16 protein-coding genes are annotated in these 16618 nt (G+C 58.8%); 2 read left to right on the forward strand and 14 right to left on the reverse strand.

The genetic code is table 11. The features are described 5' to 3' along the window. Nucleotides 1-64 precede the first annotated feature (64 nt). Nucleotides 65-1555: an alpha-amylase gene (locus ABGM91_RS11175; protein WP_354832360.1), complete on the forward strand. Its 1491-nt coding sequence runs from the start codon at nucleotides 65-67 to the stop codon at nucleotides 1553-1555. Between the two features lie 90 nt (nucleotides 1556-1645). Here ABGM91_RS11175 and ABGM91_RS11180 read toward each other — a convergent pair whose 3' ends face one another. Then, nucleotides 1646-2095 carry a YhcH/YjgK/YiaL family protein gene (locus tag ABGM91_RS11180; RefSeq protein WP_215428110.1) on the reverse strand — a complete coding sequence of 150 codons (450 nt, stop codon included), beginning with the start codon at nucleotides 2093-2095 and terminating at the stop codon, nucleotides 1646-1648. A 339-nt stretch (nucleotides 2096-2434) separates the two neighbouring features. On the opposite strand from ABGM91_RS11180, the gene ABGM91_RS11185 reads away from it, so the two are divergent. After that, nucleotides 2435-2920 carry a MerR family transcriptional regulator gene (locus ABGM91_RS11185; RefSeq protein WP_215428108.1) on the forward strand — a complete coding sequence of 162 codons (486 nt, stop codon included), beginning with the start codon at nucleotides 2435-2437 and terminating at the stop codon, nucleotides 2918-2920. A gap of 139 nt (nucleotides 2921-3059) precedes the next feature. On the opposite strand, the gene ABGM91_RS11190 is transcribed toward ABGM91_RS11185, so the two are convergent. From ABGM91_RS11190 to ABGM91_RS11250, 13 genes are all read right to left on the reverse strand, one after another. Further along, entirely contained in the window at nucleotides 3060-4106 is a 1047-nt protein-coding gene (locus ABGM91_RS11190; protein ID WP_290566776.1) for a carboxymuconolactone decarboxylase family protein, read from the reverse strand. 8 nt (nucleotides 4107-4114) lie between these two features. Continuing rightward, nucleotides 4115-4693: a flavodoxin gene (locus ABGM91_RS11195; RefSeq protein ID WP_290566777.1), complete on the reverse strand. Its 579-nt coding sequence runs from the start codon at nucleotides 4691-4693 to the stop codon at nucleotides 4115-4117. Between the two features lie 201 nt (nucleotides 4694-4894). Beyond that, nucleotides 4895-6034 carry a metallophosphoesterase gene (locus tag ABGM91_RS11200; RefSeq protein WP_354832363.1) on the reverse strand — a complete coding sequence of 380 codons (1140 nt, stop codon included), beginning with the start codon at nucleotides 6032-6034 and terminating at the stop codon, nucleotides 4895-4897. 144 nt (nucleotides 6035-6178) lie between these two features. After that, a complete protein-coding gene (locus tag ABGM91_RS11205) occupies nucleotides 6179-7258 on the reverse strand; it encodes an alpha/beta hydrolase (protein ID WP_354832365.1) in 1080 nt (359 codons plus the stop codon). A 21-nt stretch (nucleotides 7259-7279) separates the two neighbouring features. Next, a complete protein-coding gene (locus tag ABGM91_RS11210) occupies nucleotides 7280-8128 on the reverse strand; it encodes an aldo/keto reductase (protein WP_354832367.1) in 849 nt (282 codons plus the stop codon). A gap of 44 nt (nucleotides 8129-8172) precedes the next feature. Then, a complete protein-coding gene (locus ABGM91_RS11215; protein ID WP_354832369.1) occupies nucleotides 8173-9180 on the reverse strand; it encodes a DUF362 domain-containing protein in 1008 nt (335 codons plus the stop codon). Between the two features lie 56 nt (nucleotides 9181-9236). Further along, a complete protein-coding gene (locus ABGM91_RS11220; RefSeq protein WP_354832371.1) occupies nucleotides 9237-10412 on the reverse strand; it encodes a MalY/PatB family protein in 1176 nt (391 codons plus the stop codon). Continuing rightward, complete coding sequence (locus ABGM91_RS11225; protein WP_343212594.1) at nucleotides 10409-11281, reverse strand: DUF3737 family protein; 873 nt, start codon at nucleotides 11279-11281, stop codon at nucleotides 10409-10411. Before ABGM91_RS11225 ends, ABGM91_RS11220 begins: the two co-directional genes overlap by 4 nt. 274 nt (nucleotides 11282-11555) lie before the next feature. Beyond that, nucleotides 11556-12566, reverse strand: a complete 1011-nt coding sequence (locus ABGM91_RS11230; protein WP_354832373.1) for an EamA family transporter — start codon at nucleotides 12564-12566, stop codon at nucleotides 11556-11558. A 19-nt stretch (nucleotides 12567-12585) separates the two neighbouring features. Next, nucleotides 12586-13863 (reverse strand): DUF418 domain-containing protein, encoded by a 1278-nt coding sequence (locus ABGM91_RS11235; RefSeq protein ID WP_354832375.1) that lies wholly within the window; start codon nucleotides 13861-13863, stop codon nucleotides 12586-12588. Between the two features lie 213 nt (nucleotides 13864-14076). Beyond that, nucleotides 14077-14430, reverse strand: a complete 354-nt coding sequence (locus ABGM91_RS11240) for a cyclophilin-like fold protein (RefSeq protein ID WP_354832377.1) — start codon at nucleotides 14428-14430, stop codon at nucleotides 14077-14079. 307 nt (nucleotides 14431-14737) lie between these two features. Continuing rightward, nucleotides 14738-15274 carry a flavodoxin family protein gene (locus ABGM91_RS11245; RefSeq protein ID WP_354832379.1) on the reverse strand — a complete coding sequence of 179 codons (537 nt, stop codon included), beginning with the start codon at nucleotides 15272-15274 and terminating at the stop codon, nucleotides 14738-14740. Between the two features lie 18 nt (nucleotides 15275-15292). Beyond that, entirely contained in the window at nucleotides 15293-16480 is a 1188-nt protein-coding gene (locus ABGM91_RS11250) for an iron-containing alcohol dehydrogenase (RefSeq protein WP_354832381.1), read from the reverse strand. Between the last annotated feature and the right edge of the window lie 138 nt (nucleotides 16481-16618).

A 16618-nucleotide genomic window follows, 5' to 3' on the forward strand; every position in this document is an offset into this window, starting at 1 on the left:
TTTCCACCTGCCGGCCACCCTCTGAGAGAATAACCCGAAATACATTTACAAGGAATCTGACAAAATGAAAAACGGAATCATGATGCAATATTTTGAGTGGAACCTGCCCAATGACGGGCAGTTCTGGAACAAGCTGAAAGAAGACGCCCCCCATCTGGAAGAGATTGGCGTCACAGCCGTCTGGATTCCGCCGGCTTACAAGGGCAAGGAACAGAATGACGTGGGTTACGGCACCTACGACCTGTTTGACCTGGGTGAATTCGACCAGAAAAACACCGTCCGCACCAAATACGGCACCAAGCAGGAGCTCCAGGACGCCATCAAGGCCCTTCATGAACACCACGTGGGCGTTTACCTGGACGCCGTGATGAACCACAAGGCCGGAGCGGATTATACGGAAAAATTCATGGCCAAGGAAGTGGACCAGCAGAACCGGGACCAGGAAATTACGGACGCGTACGAGATCGAAGGCTGGACCGGCTTCAACTTCCCCGGACGCGGAGACAAGTATTCCGACTTCAAATGGCACTGGTACCACTTCACCGGCACGGACTATGACGCCGCTACGGAAAAGACCGCCATCTTCAAGATCATGGGGGACGGCAAGAGCTGGAGCGAAGGCGTGGACGAAGAAAACGGCAATTATGACTACCTCATGTTCGCCAATCTGGACTTTGACCACCCGGAAGTGGTGAAGGAAATGGAAAAATGGGGCGTTTGGGTATCCCGGGAACTGGACCTGGACGGCATGAGGCTGGACGCCATCAAGCATATCAATGACGAGTTCATCAAGAAATTCCTGGCGGCCGTCCGTAAGGACAGGGGAGAGGACTTCTACGCCGTGGGCGAATACTGGAAGCAGGACTTGGATTCCCTGAACGAGTACCTCAAGGAGGAACGCTACAAGGTGGACCTGTTTGACGTGCCCCTGCACTACAACATGTACCAGGCCTCCAAGCAGGGCCGGGATTACGACCTCTCCAAGATTCTGGACGGCACCCTGGTCCAGAACCACCCCACGCTGGCCGTCACCTTTGTGGACAACCATGACTCCCAGTGGGGCAGCTCCCTGGAATCAGCCGTGGAAGACTGGTTCAAGCCCTCCGCCTACGCGCTTATCCTGCTCATGAAGGAAGGCTACCCCTGCATCTTTTACGGAGATTACTACGGCGTGAGCGGCAACCCGCCCATGCACCGCGGCATCATCGACAACCTGCTGGAAATCCGCAAGAACCATGCGTTCGGGGAGCAGAACTACTACTTTGACCATCCGAACACCATCGGCTTTACCCGCGTGGGGGATGAAAACCACCCTAAATCCGGCGTGGCCGTGCTCATCTCCAACGGGGAGGACGGAGACAAGGTGATGAACGTGGGCAAGCAGCACGCGGGAGAGACCTGGAAGGAAGCCACCGGAAACGTGGAGGAAACCGTCACCATTGACGAGGAAGGCAACGGCCAGTTCCTGGTTCACGGCGGCAACGTGGCCGTCTGGATTCCGGAAAACGCTCCGCAGGACCCCAAGCAGGACGCCCGGGTGGAAGACGAAAAATAAGCTGAACCATGGCTCCGCCGGCAGGCAAGCCGGGCGGGCAATTAATGGACGGCCTGTCCCCATTTCCGGACCATTGTTCCGGAATGCGGGTCAGGCCGTTCTGACTTTAATCACCAGTTTCCGGAGAGCGCCTTCCCCAATGCAGCCGGCATGGGCGTCCTCCGGGAAAAAGACGGCGAACTGCCCCGGCTTCACGGTAAAAGAGGTGTCCGGCGCATCGTCGTAATGCTGCGCGTCCTTTTCCGTATTGAACGGTTCGGAAGGCTTTTCCAGGGCTGCACGGTCCTTCCACGCAAACCCTTCCTCCCGTGAAAGGGGCACGTGGATGTCTATGAACCTGTCGTGCACTTCCATGCGGGCCTTCTCCGGCTTCTTCATCACAGGTTCATTCACCATGACGACCAGGGCATCCTGCACCAGCACATGGGGCCCCGGTTCCAGGGTGGCCGGACCGGCCTCCCTCACAAAATCAAAGGCACGCTTGAACAGCGGATTCAGGTTCTCGTACCGGGCGGCGTCGGAAAGGGGGGCGATAATCATGGCGGGTTCTTTTCTGGAACGGCCTTCATTGTAATGCGCCGCCGCCAGCCGTCAAACCCTTTGGCCCTTCCGCCGTTCCTGCGCCTTTTCCGCGCGGTCCGGGGGAGCGCATGAAAAGAGGCGCGTTTATCCGGCGGGAGAAACTGCGGCGTTCTTTGCTCCGTTCTCCATTGGAACAGGGATTGAAAAAACCCCTCATTTATTTACATGTTATCAACATGTTATTCACTAATGGATTTCCACGCGTTTTCAACACCTTCCCAGCCTGAATCCCGTCAAAACGCTTGTCTTTACGCGCCAGTAAGTATATTAGAGTAACTGTAATCTATCAACTGCACGATGATCACTCAAAAGAATCCATCCAGCGCCTACCGGCCCTCCTATGACCGTACTCCCAAATATACCGTGAAACAGGTTGCGGAAATGATGGAGATGTCCGCCTACACCATCCGGTATTATGAAAACGCCGGGCTGATTCCGGATGTGGACCGCAGCGGAGGGAATGCCCGCATGTTCTCAGACTACACCCTGGGCTGGCTACGCCTGGTTCACTGCCTCCGGATGACGGGCCTCCCGATTGAAGGCGTCAAGCACTACATTGACCTGTGCCAGGAGGGTGACACCACCATTCCGGAACGCGCGGAACTGATTTTCAAGCAGGAGAAAAGCCTCCGGGAACAGCTCCGCATCCTGAAAAAGCAGATGGAGGTCCTGAAATACAAGAAGAAATTCTACCAGGACCTGCTGGACAACCACAGGCCGGACAGCTGCAACCCGCTGAACCACGCCAGCGCGAGCGAACCGAACATTGCTCCGGAGGAATAGGCCGCTCCCTCAAAAAACATAAAAAGAAGGGCCGGGAATTCCGCTGGAATTCCCGGCCCTTCCGTATTCCAGCTCAGGGAGAACCCGCTCCTTTTCGTCTCCCCGGGAAAGAACGGAACGCAGGGCTGTCCCGGCGTTTTTATCTGCTTCCCGTCGCCTCCGCATACTCCGCGTCAGTCACGGGACCTCCCCACGTCGTCTTGTTGGAAGCGGCCCTGGGCGTGATGCCGAGGTGGGCGAACCCGCTATCCGGAGCCGCGCCGTGCCAGTGCTCCGTATCAGCCGGAATCTCCACCACGGAACCGGGCGCCAGACGCCGGGCGGCCTTGCCGCGCTCCTGGTAATATCCCGCGCCTTCCGTGCAGAGCAGCACCTGCCCCACGGAATGGCTGTGCCAGTTGTTCCGCGTGCCGGGGGCAAAGGTGACGTTATAGGCGGACAGGTCGTAATCCTTATTGTCCACCAGCATGGCTACCCAGGCGTTTCCGGTAAAATTGGCCGGGGCCGGCTCCCCCCTGGGGAAGGCGGCCTTCTTTGCGGAGGAGGAAGACACGGCCAGAATGGCCTCCACCTGCTCGTCAGTCAGGCCATTGTGCCTGCCGATGCGGATATGGGAATTCAACTGGCTTTCCGTGCCTTCCATGGCCGCCAGGGCCGCAATGGTGGCAAGCTCCCGGGTCTTCCAGTCCATGTTGTCACGGCCGAAAATGTCCCCGAACAAATGCGCCTTCAGGAACTCGTCAATGGCCGGGGCGAACAGGAAAAGGTCCCCCTTCACCGGAGCGCCGCAAAGCTTCGTCTGATTGGCCGTGCCAAAGTCAATGCTCTTTCCGGCGGGCGGAGCTCCCGCTTCCGCACCCGCCGTATCATTAATGCCGCGCGCGGCCCGCTCCTTCGCCAGAACCATCAACTCATTAAGGGCATTCAGGCTGCGGGGGAAGCCGCAGTAGGCGTACATCTGCACCAGCACCTCCTTGAGCTCGTTCAGGGTCAGTCCGGCGTCCAGCCCTGCGGCCAGGGCATTGCGGAGGCCGGGCATGTCACCCCGGGCCGTATGGGCGCTGATGGCGGCAATCTGCTGTTCTTTTGGCGACAAGGCGCTTGTATCGTTATTCATGGTTTTGGCTTCTGAAAGGTTCATCAGGCAGGCGAGGGAAAAAGCCATTCCCGCAAGGGTTCGTTTCATCAGGAGCATTATTTGTTGACGGTGATCGTGTCATTGACCCATTTGACCAGGGCGGCCCTGGACGTCCGGATGCCCTCTCCGGCAAAGGCTCCGCCCTTGAGAACGGTGGACTTGGGGCACAACTTCCGCACCTCTTCCCCACAGCGCGCCATGCCGCCGCCTCCGTGCGTCACAAACGGAATCACCGTTTTTCCGGAAAGATCATAACTTGCCAGGAAAGCGGCGACCGGCGGCGCAATCGTGCTCCACCAGTTGGGACTGCCGATGAAAATCACATCATACTTGCCGATGTCTTCCACCCTGGACGCGAGTTCCGGCCTGAAGCCTTCCTGAATCTCCTTCTTGGCCTGCACGGTGCATTCCCGGTACTCGGCGGGATAGGGCCTGGCCGGCTTGATCTCAAACAGGGTCCCTCCCGTCGCCTTCTGAATCTGCGCGGCGGCGTACTTCGTATTGCCGCCCCATGAATAGTAGGCCACGAGAACCTTGGCAGGCTCCGCGGAAACCTTCGGCTGTTCCTGTCCCGAGCATCCGGCCCCCGTCATCAGGGCGGCCGCCAGCGTGCATATCATTGATATTGTTTTCATGAATTTAATGTCTGGGTTGGAAGGCCACGCAGAAAACAGCCTGGGATGAAAACGTTTCATCCCGCAGTCCCCGTGCATGAACCTTGTTCCTTATCCCTGTCTAAACGTTAGAGCAGCTATAAGTCAACATGTTTTTCCCCATCCCCTCCGGAGGCTGCGCCCGCACGCTCCACTCTGAACTCTCCACTCTCAACACTGCTGTCACTCTCTCCTAAGCCGTATCAGCACGATTTCCGAAGGAACGCCGATGCGGATAGGAAAGCCGTTCCAGATTCCGGCTCCGTTGGAGACGTACAGCTTCATATCCCCCACCGTATACAGCCCGGAAACGAAGCCCTCGTTAAACCGGGCCACCAGCCGGTCAATTCCGGCAATCATGCCGCCGTGTGTATGGCCGGAAACCTGAAGGTCCACGCCGTGTTCCGCCGCTTCCGGGGCCAGCCGCGGCTGATGGGAGGCGAGGATGCGCACTCCCTTTTCCGGAGCCCCCGCCAGCGCCTTGCGGATGTCCGGCTCCTCCCTTCCCATGATGCCCGCCACCGGGTCCGTCACCCCGGCCAGCACCACTGCGCCTCCCTCTCCAGTCAGCACGTGTTCATTATGAAGCATCCGGATGCCCAGGGTGGGCAGGAACTCCATCCACTCCTCATAACCGGAGTAATACTCATGGTTGCCCGGCACGCCGAACACCCCGTACCTGGCCTTCAAATCCGCAAGCGGCCTCAAATCATCCCCATGCACGGGAACCGTCCCGTCCACAAAGTCCCCGGCGATAATGACGATGTCCGGATTCAGGGCGTTCGTGCGCTCCACGATCTTCCGGATGCGGTCCGCCCGCGTGATGCCGTCCACGTGCAGGTCCGCCAGCACGGCGACGGTCAGGCCGTCCGCACCCTCCGGCAAATGATTCACGGCAATCGCCTCCTCCCTCACCCGCGGCACCGCGGTACCGCCGACCATCCCCACCGTAGCCAGCACGGCGGCCATAACCAGCAGCACAAGGTTCACCCGGTTGCCGATGATGCGGAACCGTTCCGTCCTCTTCCTCCGCAGGCAGAACAGAACCAGCAGGTACAGCAGACGCGCCACGTCCGCCGCCAGCAGCAGGAAAAAGAACAGGAAAAGAACGGAGAACAGCCACGCGGCCGCCAGCAGGACTCCTTCCGGCAGAACCGGGGAGAAAAACATGGGGCCGCCAAACAAATGCAGCAGGTGGAATTTGAATGCCGCCACCGCCAGAAGGACGGCAAGCAGGACCTTCCAGCCCCATTTCAGCCTCAGCGGCAGGATGGCGCGGCAGAAAACGTAAACCGCAAGCAACGCTCCGAAAATCAGTATCATGTGTCTCTTCCTTAAAAATTGCCTGAATCCTGCGGGACGGAAAAGAAAACTGCCGTGCCCCCCCCTGCCGGAAACCGGCGGATGACTCCCCATTTCAAGTTACTCGCCGTAACGCTGTTCCTGGGGAGCCAGCCGCAGAATAGCCTATTTCAAATGCTCCTGAAAGAACTGCTCTATTTTGTTGAAAGGAATAACCCCGGCCTGATTGTCATAGAGATCCACATGGCTTGCGCCGGGAATGATCATCAGCTCCTTGTTATCCCCCTTCAGCTTCTTGAAGGCATCCTCGCTGAAATAGCGAGAGTGGGCTTTTTCTCCGTGAATCATGAGCACGGCGCTGCGGATTTCCCCGCTGTACGCCAGCAGGGGCATATTCATGAAGGAGAGCGCGGAGGTGACATTCCATCCGCCGTTTGAGTTGAGCGAACGCTTGTGGTAGCCGCGCTCCGTTTTATAGTAATCATAGTAATCCTTCATGAACGCGGGGGCATCCGCGGGCAGAGAATCGGGCACGCCCCCGGCGAGCGCATAGGAACCGTTTTTGGCATCGGCGGTGCGCTGGGCATTCAGCCGTTGGCGCAGTTCATGGCGGGCGCCGGCATCCATCGCGTCGAAATAGCCGTTCGCGTTCACGCGGCTCATATCATACATCGTGGAAGTTACCGCCGCCTTGATGCGGGTGTCGATAGCCGCCGCGTTCAAGGCCATGCCGCCCCAGCCGCAAATGCCGATGATTCCGATGCGTTCGGGGTCCACGTCGTCGCGGGTGGAGAGGTAATCGACGGCTGCGGAAAAGTCCTCCGTGTTGATGTCCGGGGAGGCGACGTAACGGGGTTCTCCCCCGCTCTCTCCCGTATACGAGGGATCAAACGCAATCGCCAGAAAACCGCGCTCGGCCATCGTCTGGGCATAAAGCCCGGAAGATTGTTCCTTCACGGCTCCGAAGGGGCCGGAAACGGCGATAGCCGGCAACTTCCCGGCAGCCTTCCGGGGCACGTACAAATCCGCCACCAGCGTAATGCCGTAGCGGTTGCGGAAGCTCACCTTATGGTGGCTTACCTTGCCGCTTTCCGGAAATACCTTGTCCCATTCCTGCGTTAAATTCAGTTTTTCGTTCATGATCCTGTCTGTGTTGGCGTTATTATGTTCAGCAAACAAGCTTCCTGCGCAGCAGAAGCAGGCGGAGAAAGCTACGCAAAGCCTTTTAAATGAATGTCCTGTCATCTTCCCGGTACTTCATGTGAATTACTGCTTCCCGTAATTGATCAGGTACAGGACGGATTCCGGGTCCTGATGGCACAGGAAAAGGCTTTCCCCGCGGTCCAGCCTGGCGATGGCGCCCATGTCTTCTTGGGTAAGTTCAAAGTCAAAAACGTTGAAATTCTCCTCCATCCTCTCCCGGTGGGTCGTCTTGGGAATGACGATGACCCCGCGCTGGATCAGGAAGCGCAGGGCCGTCTGCGCCGGGGTCTTGCCGTACTTCTCTCCGATGTCTTTCAAGACCGGGTTCGTAAAAAATCCGTTGCGGCCTTCCGCGAAGGGGCCCCAGGATTCCACCCGCGTACCGTACTTCGCCATCAGCTCCCGGGCCTTCACCTGCTGGTTGAACACGTGCGTTTCCACCTGGTTGACGGCGGGCTTGATTTCACAGAACTCCGCCAGGTCCACAAAGCGGTCCGGATAAAAATTGCTCACGCCAATGGCGCGGACCTTCCCGGCCCGGTTCGCCTCCTCCATGGCCCGGTAGGTGCCGTAATAATCGTTGAAAGGCTGGTGGATGAGCAGCAGGTCCAGGTAATCCGTGCGCAGCTTGCGCAGGGATTCGTCAATGGAGGCTTTCGCTTTTTCATACCCGCCGTTGGTGATCCACACCTTGGTGGTGAGGAACAATTCTTCGCGCGGCACCCCGCTCTTCTCCGCCGCGCGGCCCACGGCCTCTTCATTGCCGTAAATTTGCGCCGTATCAATGGAGCGGTAGCCCACACTGATCGCGTCCAGCACGCAGCGTTCGCACTCCGCGGCGTCCGGAATCTGAAAAACGCCAAAGCCCAGGATGGGCATGACCACTCCGTTATTCAATGTTAATTCTTCCATAATCGTTTCTATTTGTATTGTTTATTGATATTAAAAAAGGCCTGTCAAACGCCCCTCGGCGGCGGAAGTTCCTTCAGTTCATAGTTTCTGCTCCCCAAACCGATCTTCTCGGCGTAATCCACCGTATGCCTCCCATGGCGGCTTTCAATGCGCTCGATCAGCGGCCTGCTGTTGTCTCCCGGAGAAGGCTTGACGGCATAAACGAGGTCCAGGCACGCCTGGTCCAGCGCGACCGGGTCCGTGGAGGCCAGAATGCCGATGTCCTTCATTTCCGGGTCATGGGGGTGGGCGTCGCAATCACAGTCAATGGACAGCCTGTTCATCACGTTGATGTAAAGAATCCTGTCCCGGAAATAGTCTGCCACGGCCTGCGCGGAGGCGGCCATGGATTCCAGGAAATCGTCCTGCACGGCCAGATTGTTCCACACGGCGGAAACGTCCCGCGTTTTTCCTGCGGAATGGATGTACGCCTTGCCGCTTGCGGACGCCACGCCGATGGACTGGTTCTTGATCACCCCGCCGAAGCCCCCCATGGCATGCCCCTTGAAGTGGGCCAGGTTAATCATGAAATCATAATTCTTCAAATGGCTTCCCACGATGTCGTATTCCAGGTGCTTCCTGTCTTTCACCGGAATGGTGAACTCTCCCTCCGCGTCCATGATGTCCACCCTGGCAATGTCGGAAAAGCCGTGGTCTTTCGCGGCCTTGAGATGGTCCTCCGTCCGGGAGCGCTTGCCGCCGTAAGCCGTATTGCATTCCACGATGGTGCCGTTCACGCGGCGCACCAGGTCCCTGATCAGGTCCGGGCTCAGGAAGTTATGGCCTCCGGGCTCCCCGGTGCTGATCTTGACGGCCACCCTGCCGGAAGCGGGGCGCCCCAGAGCCTCATAAATCCTTACGAGCGCTTCCGGAGAAATCTCCTTCGTCATCCATACTCCGGACGCCCCTTTTCTTTCCGCTGCCGCCCCCAGCGCGTATTCCGGCAAGGCCAGAGACGCCAGGGCCGCTGTGGAAGACTGGAGCCACGCTCTTCTTGTCATGTTGTTTCCCATGGTAACTTGATTGTTTGTTATTTTCCTGCGAGGCCGCCCGGGAATGCCGGGCGCGTTCATGTTCCGGAAACGCGGCCCTCCAGGGTCCGGCAGATTCTGTCCAGCCCTTCAAGCAGCAGTTTCCGGGGACAGGCGATGTTCAGGCGGATGAAGCAGCCCTGCGTCTCCCCGTACATTTCCCCGCCGTTCACCATCACGCGGCCCTCTTCCTCCAGCAGGCGGACGATTTCCGCCTCGGGAAGCCCCAGCGCGGAACAGTCCATCCAGACCAGGTACGTGCCTTCCAGGGGCAGCACGCGGAGCTGTGGCAGACGTACGCCCAGCACGTCCCGGACCGTTTCATAATTCCGGTAAAGGTAGAGCTTCAGCTCCTCAAGCCATTCCTCCCCGTTGTTATACGCTGCCTCCAGCGCGTCCACGGTGAAGGAGTTCACGTCGCACACCTCGTTAATGTTGATTGCCTTGTCTATCTTCTGCCGTATTTCCTCATCCGCCGCGACGATGTTGGCGATCTGGATGCCCGCCAGATTGAAGGCCTTGCTGGGGGAAATGCAGGTGACGGAATGGCGCAGGGCTTCCTCCGACAGGGAGGCGAAGGGCGTGTAGGGATGGCCGGGATACGCCAGCTCGCAATGAATCTCATCCGCCACCACCAGCACGCCGTTTCTCCGGCAGATCTCCGCGATCTTCTCCAGCTCCGGCCGCGTCCACACGCGCCCGGCGGGATTGTGGGGATTGCACAGGAGCAGGAGCTTGACGGCGGGATCAGCCGCTTTCCGCTCCAGGTCCTCCGCATCAAGCGTGTATTTCCCGTTCTCATACTTCAGCGGATTCTCCTCCACCACGCAACCGTTGTTGCGGATGGAGGAGAAAAAGCAGTTGTACACCGGCGTCTGCACCAGCACCTTGTCCCCCGGAGAAGCCAGGGCCCTAATGATGGCGGACAGGGCGGGAACCACCCCCGTGGTGTAAATCATCCACTCCGGCCTGATCTTCCAGCCGTGGCGGCGCGCAAACCAGTTCACCACCGCCTCATAATAGGAATCCGGCACCCGCGTGTAGCCGAAAATGCCGTGTTCCGCCCTCTTCCGGATGGCCTCCGTCACGGCCGGGGCCGTGCGGAAATCCATGTCCGCCACCCACATGGGGAGGATGTCCACCGCGGGCATGGAATCCCACTTGTAGGAATTCGTGCCGCGGCGCGGAACCACTGTGTCAAAATCGTACTTCATGCCGCTTCTCCCGACTGGGTTTTCGCCGTTTCAACGGAGCAGTCCGCCGGGGCCTTGCAGTTCCCGTCCAGAATGATCTCTCCGTAACTGTCCGCCACGATGCGGCCGCTGCGCGGATTCTTGACGCTGTGGACGCGCCCCTTGATCTCCGCCCGGACGGAGGAGTACTCAAAGCAAAGGTCCGCATCCTCCCCGAACGTGCAGTTTTCCAGCACCAGGTTCTCCGCGTAGCACAGCGCCTGCGTGCCGGAAATACGGCAATTCACCAGGCGCAGGTTCTTGGAATGCCAGCCCAGATACTCACCGTCCACCACGGAATCATACACCGTCACGTCCTCCGTATTCCAGAAGGCGTCCTTGGAATGGATCTCCGCATGGCGGATCACTACGTTCCTGCAATACTGGAAGGAGTAATTCCCGTTCAGGCGGAAGCCGTCAATGTCTATATTCTCCCCGTGCATGAACAGGTAATCGCCTTTGTCCGCCTGCACGTTGCGGAGTTCCACGTTCCGGCAGTGCCAGCAGCACTCCAGGGCATCCGTCAGGACCACGTTCTCCAGCGCCATTCCGTCCATGTCACGGAACATCTTGGGCGCCTCCACCCGCGTATCCTTCATGCGCAGGTTCCGGGAATACCAGATGGCGGCGCGGGCGCCTTCCCGGAACAGGCAATCCTGGATCAGGAGGCCGTCATTGTGCCAGAAGGGGTACTTGCCCCGGAACTCACACCGCACGGCTTCAATGTCGGAACACTCCTTCAGGGCGGACTCTCCGGGATAAATCGTAACGTCCTCCAGTCTCAAATGATGGGAGGCAAACAAGGGGCGTTCCCCTTCGTAGGAAGTGTTTTTAATCATTCTCTTGGTCATGGTCATGGTTTGGTAAAATGTTCTTTTGATATTCATGGCGTGCCGTTTACGCGGCGGTGACGTACTCCCGGCAAAGGGAGGGAGCGGAAAGAAATGGGAACGGCGCTGGCCGCCAATCATGCCTTCCTCTTTCTTCCTTCAGGCTATTCATTATAGTAACTGTAATGCAAAGCATTTTTAGCATTTTCTGGTTCATCATTTTTAATGTATTCATATTCAATGGATATTAACTGTCATAAAACTCATTTCATAAAAAACGGACTCGTGAAAACATTCATTTTTCACTTCCCCGGCAAGCTACTTCCCTCCTGTACTCCACGGGGCGGTCCGGGAAAAGCCCCTTCTCCTCCCCGGATGGAGCTTCCGCCGGGGTTCTCCTGACCAGCGCGATGCTGCCCAGGATGATGCACAGCCCGGCCATCCGCACCCACGTCATTCCCTCACCTCCGGCCGCGCAGCCCAGGACCACGGCCACCAGCGGATTGACATAGGCGTGCGTGCCCACCTCCGCCGCAGGCCGCACCTTGAGCAGCCAGATATAACTGGTGTACGCCAGAATGGAACCGAACAGCACCAGATAAGCCAGGGACAGCCACGCGGACGCGGGAACGTCCGCCCAGTTCATTTCCTCCGGCTCCCTCCGGGCCAGGGCCCAGCACCAGAACATGGCCCCCGCCGCCAGCATCTGCCACGCGGCTCCTCCCACGTTATTCACCGCTTCCTCCGCGCAGGAGCGGTACTTGGCGTACAGCGTGCCCAGGGCCCAGGAGACGCAGCCCAGGACGAGCAAAAGAATTCCCTGCGCCCCCTGGCCGCCCCCTTCTTCCTGAAGCGCCTGCTCCGCGAACAAAAGCCCCACCCCCAGGAATCCGGCGCCCATGCCCGCCAGGGCGGAAACGCTCCGGAAATTCCTGCGCCACATGGGAGCGTCCAGCGCCATGATCCAGATGGCCGTGGAGGAGACGACGATAGCCACCAGGCTGCTGCTCAAATACCGCTGGGCCAGCATGACCACGGCCATGTCCACAAAAAGGAGGATGACGCCGCTGACGGCGGACTTCCGGACCAGGGCGCTCCGGAAAACGCCCTCCCCCCGGGCGCGGGCCGCCAGCAGGAGAAGGAACCCGGCGGCGCAGAAGCGCAGGCCGCCCAGCAAAAACGTGGGGAACGCCTCTAGAGCCCTCCCGATGAAGTAATAAGTGGACCCCCAGACGACGTAAATCATGAAATACGCGGTGATGATACCCGGGCGCCCCGGTTGTTCCGTGATGGGATAGGCAGGCATTGGAAAATCTCCCGGGCATTTATTTGTGAAAAGGAGCCGCCTTCCCTCCGCGGAGAAGCAGAGGCTTCCGGAACAACGGAAGCCGTTTTCCGTAAGTGAGCATGCGCCACCCCCATTCCAGGGGGCCGAACAGGCAGAATTTCAGCCACGCATGGCTGAACAAAACCTGGAACAGGAAAACGGCGGCGGCAGTCAATTCCACCTGCGCCAGCCCCATCCGCGCCCCCAGGCGGAAGCCTATGCCGTAAAACAGGACTATGCCCAGGACGGACTGGCCGATGTAGTTGGTCAGCGCCATCCGCCCGGGAGCTGCCAGGGCGCGGAACAGGGGAGCCTGCCGCCGGCGCAGGAACCACAGGCAGAAAACGGACGCATACGCCAGGCTCAGCGGAATAACGCTGACGGCATACAGGCAGGCGCCCGCCACGGGGCCCCCGCCCAGCAGATGAAGCGCATGGGCGGCATAAAGGAAGGACAGGGGAAGCCCCGCCAGAAAACCGTAACGGCACACCTTCTTCAAAAGCTCCCGGTGGATCTTCAAATTCGCGTAAATGCCCTTTCTCCCCACATACAGGCCCAGCAGGAACAGGGCCAGAACCTTGAACACCCGGTTGCTTTCCAGCAGTTCCTGAATGCGGATGAACGCCCCGGACAGCGTGAACTTCAGCACGTCGGAATAATGCTCCCCATCCACCAGCCACCTGCTGAAATTGTCCTCCGTAATCCCGCTGCGCCCGTTGAAATACTGGACCGCGCCCTCCACGGAGGCGGCCAGGTCCAGCCGGAGGCCCGGCAACACCTTCAGAATGTCCATCAGGACGGGGCAGAAAACGAGCACGGCGGCAACGGCAAGCAGCTTCCTGTCCGGCACGTTCCGGAACAGCGGCAGCAGCATGCCTGCCAGCGCATACAGAAGAAGGATATCCCCGCTCCACAGAAGCATCAGGTGCAGCAGCCCGAGCAGGGCCAGAAGGCCCATTCTGCGGTAAAAAACGGCCAGGCCGTTCCTCCCCTTCTCCATGGAATGAGCCATGATGATGGAAAAACCGATGCCGAACAGCAGGGAAAACAAACTGTAAAACTTGCCGTCAATGAAAACATACTGAAGAAACCGGACCACGCGGTCGATTCCGGCCGTGGGCATGGCGGAAACAACCTCCGGACTCTGGAACGTGTACAGGGAAAACTCCGGGAAATTGGCAAGGCAGATGCCCAGAAGCGCCAGCCCCCGCAGGGCATCCAGAACCACGGAACGCTCCCGCGGACTGACGGGGTTCAATTGTTCAGCGGGAGGCATCCTTCCCTCCTTTCCAGCCGCAGGACGCATCGGCGCCCTGATTCAATAAACGTATTAATTTCATCTTCTTATAAATAATTGTTTCATGTCATTACCACCGTCTTCTCCAACAATGAGGCGCCAGCCCCCCCTGCAACCGGAAAACGGTTTTCTCCCGGTTCCAACAGCAAGGAATGAGTCCGGTTCCGGCGCAACCCGGAAAAGCCCCGGAAATCAGCGTTTCACGTCAATGGTCACGCGGAGCTTTCCGGGAACATCCAGGGCCTTCAGGCCATCCCCGTCCAGACTCCCCAGAATGACCAGACCGCCGGACGGTCTGAAATCCTTCCTGAAAATGCATAAATTGCCCCATGGGGCGTAGTAGGCGATGGCCCCCCGGAAGGGTTTCCCCACGGAGGGCGCCCCGGCGGCGGACAGTTTTCCGGGCAAGGGGCTGATCTTCTCGGTATCCCCGTAATCTTCCAGAACCAGCGTCAGAGGCAGCAGGGACATGAAATCCCTGGCGGCGGCGCTATCCTGAAGAGTGACGGCAACTTCCCGTTCTCCTGCTTTAATCGTAATATTCATGGTGCTTGGAGATGGTGACGGAGCCTCCGGCTCCGCGGAGCAGCTGGGGGCAAGCAAAGCCCCTGCTACATGCAAATACAGTAATATTCTTTTCATGGCCTGTGTTTAATGAAACTGGCTGCCCGGCATGGAAACGGGGCCGGGCCTCCCCGTGGAAAAAAGAGAACGGAGGGCTGTCTTCCCGCGGCATCCTCATCCCGTGTCCGGAAACCCGGACGCCGCGGGAAACGCTCACCTATCCTCACTATGCGCAAAAATCTTTATTCATCTCTTCTTTGTGTTCCGGATTCCTTCATGAGAGGCGTTCCTAGGCTCCTATCCCCATGATTCTGGCCTGCTTCATGGCCGGATTGCCCTTGATGTCCCCCATCTTCCAGGCTCCGGCGCCGTAAACCACGCCTTTCTCCACCGCCCCTTCCAGGCAGTCCAGAAAACCGCGGAAGCACTCCACGGTGCGCTCCATGCCGGCCCGGTTATCCTCCGCCGCGGCCAGAATGAAGTAAAACTCCTTGGCCCGCATCTCTTGGTAGCGGGGCACCGTGCGGTCGATGAACGTCTTCATCTGGCCGCACAGCGTGTAAAAATACACGGGGGTGGCCAGTACGATGACGTCCGCCGCCACCAGTTTGTCCAGCAGTTCCGCCATATCGTCCTGCTGGAGGCAGGCGCGGGCGTCATGGCACACGCCGCAGCCGCGGCAATAGCCGATGCGCTTCTCCGCCAGGCGCACCTTCTCCGCTTCATGGCCTGCTCCCCGGGCGCCCTTCAAGAACTCATCACACAGAAGGTCGGAATTGCCGCCCTTGCGCGGGCTTGAGGAAATAATCAAAATCTTTTTGCTCATGGTAAAAGCCTCCCGGATTTAACAATAGGACTCCCGGTAAATGGAAACGCAATCCTCCAGGGACAGTTCCGCGCGGTCGCACTGGAACAGGAACCCCATGGTTTCCCTGGCGTTAGCCGCCATCTTCCCGAACTCTTCCGGCGTGATGCCGTAGTCGCTCATGCGCAGGCCGCTGACTCCGCAGGCTGTTTGCAGCCTGTCCAGCATGGTGATGAAATCCATGGGGTCCGCGGCGTCCGGCATTCCCATGGCCTGCGCCATGCGGACAAAGCGTTCATCCGCTACATGCCGTTCAATCAGGTGCGTGAAATACGCCTTGCTGATCATGATGAGGCCTGCTCCGTGGGGCAGCTCCTGATGGTAGGCGGACAAGGCATGCTCCAGGGAATGTTCGCTGGTGCAGCGGCCCACGCACATCACGTAGCCGGACAGGGTATTGCCGAAGGCCACATGCGTACGAGCCTCCAGGTCGGCCCCGTCAGCCACGGCCCTGGGCAGGTAACGGCTGATATGCTCCATGGCCGTCAGGGCATACATGTCACTCATCAGGTTCGTGCCGTTGGAAACGTAGCCCTCCACGCTGTGGAACAGGGCGTCAAATCCCTGAAAGGCCGTAAAAAGGGGAGGAACGGTAAGCATCAATCCGGGGTCCACGATGGAAAGCGCCGGAAACAGGTCCGGATGGACAAACCCCGTTTTTTCATGCGTTTCCTCATTCGTGACCACGGTTCCCGCATCCGCCTCCGACCCGGTTCCGGCGGTGGTGGTAATGGCGACGAGCGGAAGAGGCCTGTTGGCAACGGGACGCCCCTTCCCGGTACCGGACGGGATGTAATCCCAGTAATCACCGCTGTTCACCGCCATGAGCGCCATGGACTTGGCGGCATCCATGCAGCTTCCGCCGCCCAGGGCGATGATGAAATCACAGCCGTGTTCGCGGGCAAACCGGCCACCGGCGTTCACGGTGGACTTCAGGGGATTGGGCTCCACCCGGTCAAAAACGGCGTATTCAACGCCGGCCTTCTCAAGCTGTCCGGTGAGGCGGTCCAGATAACCGTTGGCCCGCGTGGACTTCCCGTTGGAAATAACGATCATGGCCTTGCAGCCCGGCATGGTCTCCCGGTGCAGGTTTTCCAGTTGCCCGGCCCCGAAAAGAAGCCGGGTGGGCACATGCATGATAAATGTGGAATTGGTATGGTCTGGCATGATGACAGGTTCGTTTGACGGCTGCTTTCCGGCCCCCGGAACATCCGGACGGAAACGGAAAGCAGCGCATTACCTATCATCTAAATGGTTACACTTACTCTAAGGAAAGAAAAATCTTGAAAATAATTTCAAGATCAT

Origin of the sequence: Akkermansia muciniphila (assembly GCF_040616545.1) — a bacterium.
Classification (GTDB): Bacteria; Verrucomicrobiota; Verrucomicrobiia; order Verrucomicrobiales; family Akkermansiaceae; genus Akkermansia; species Akkermansia muciniphila_E.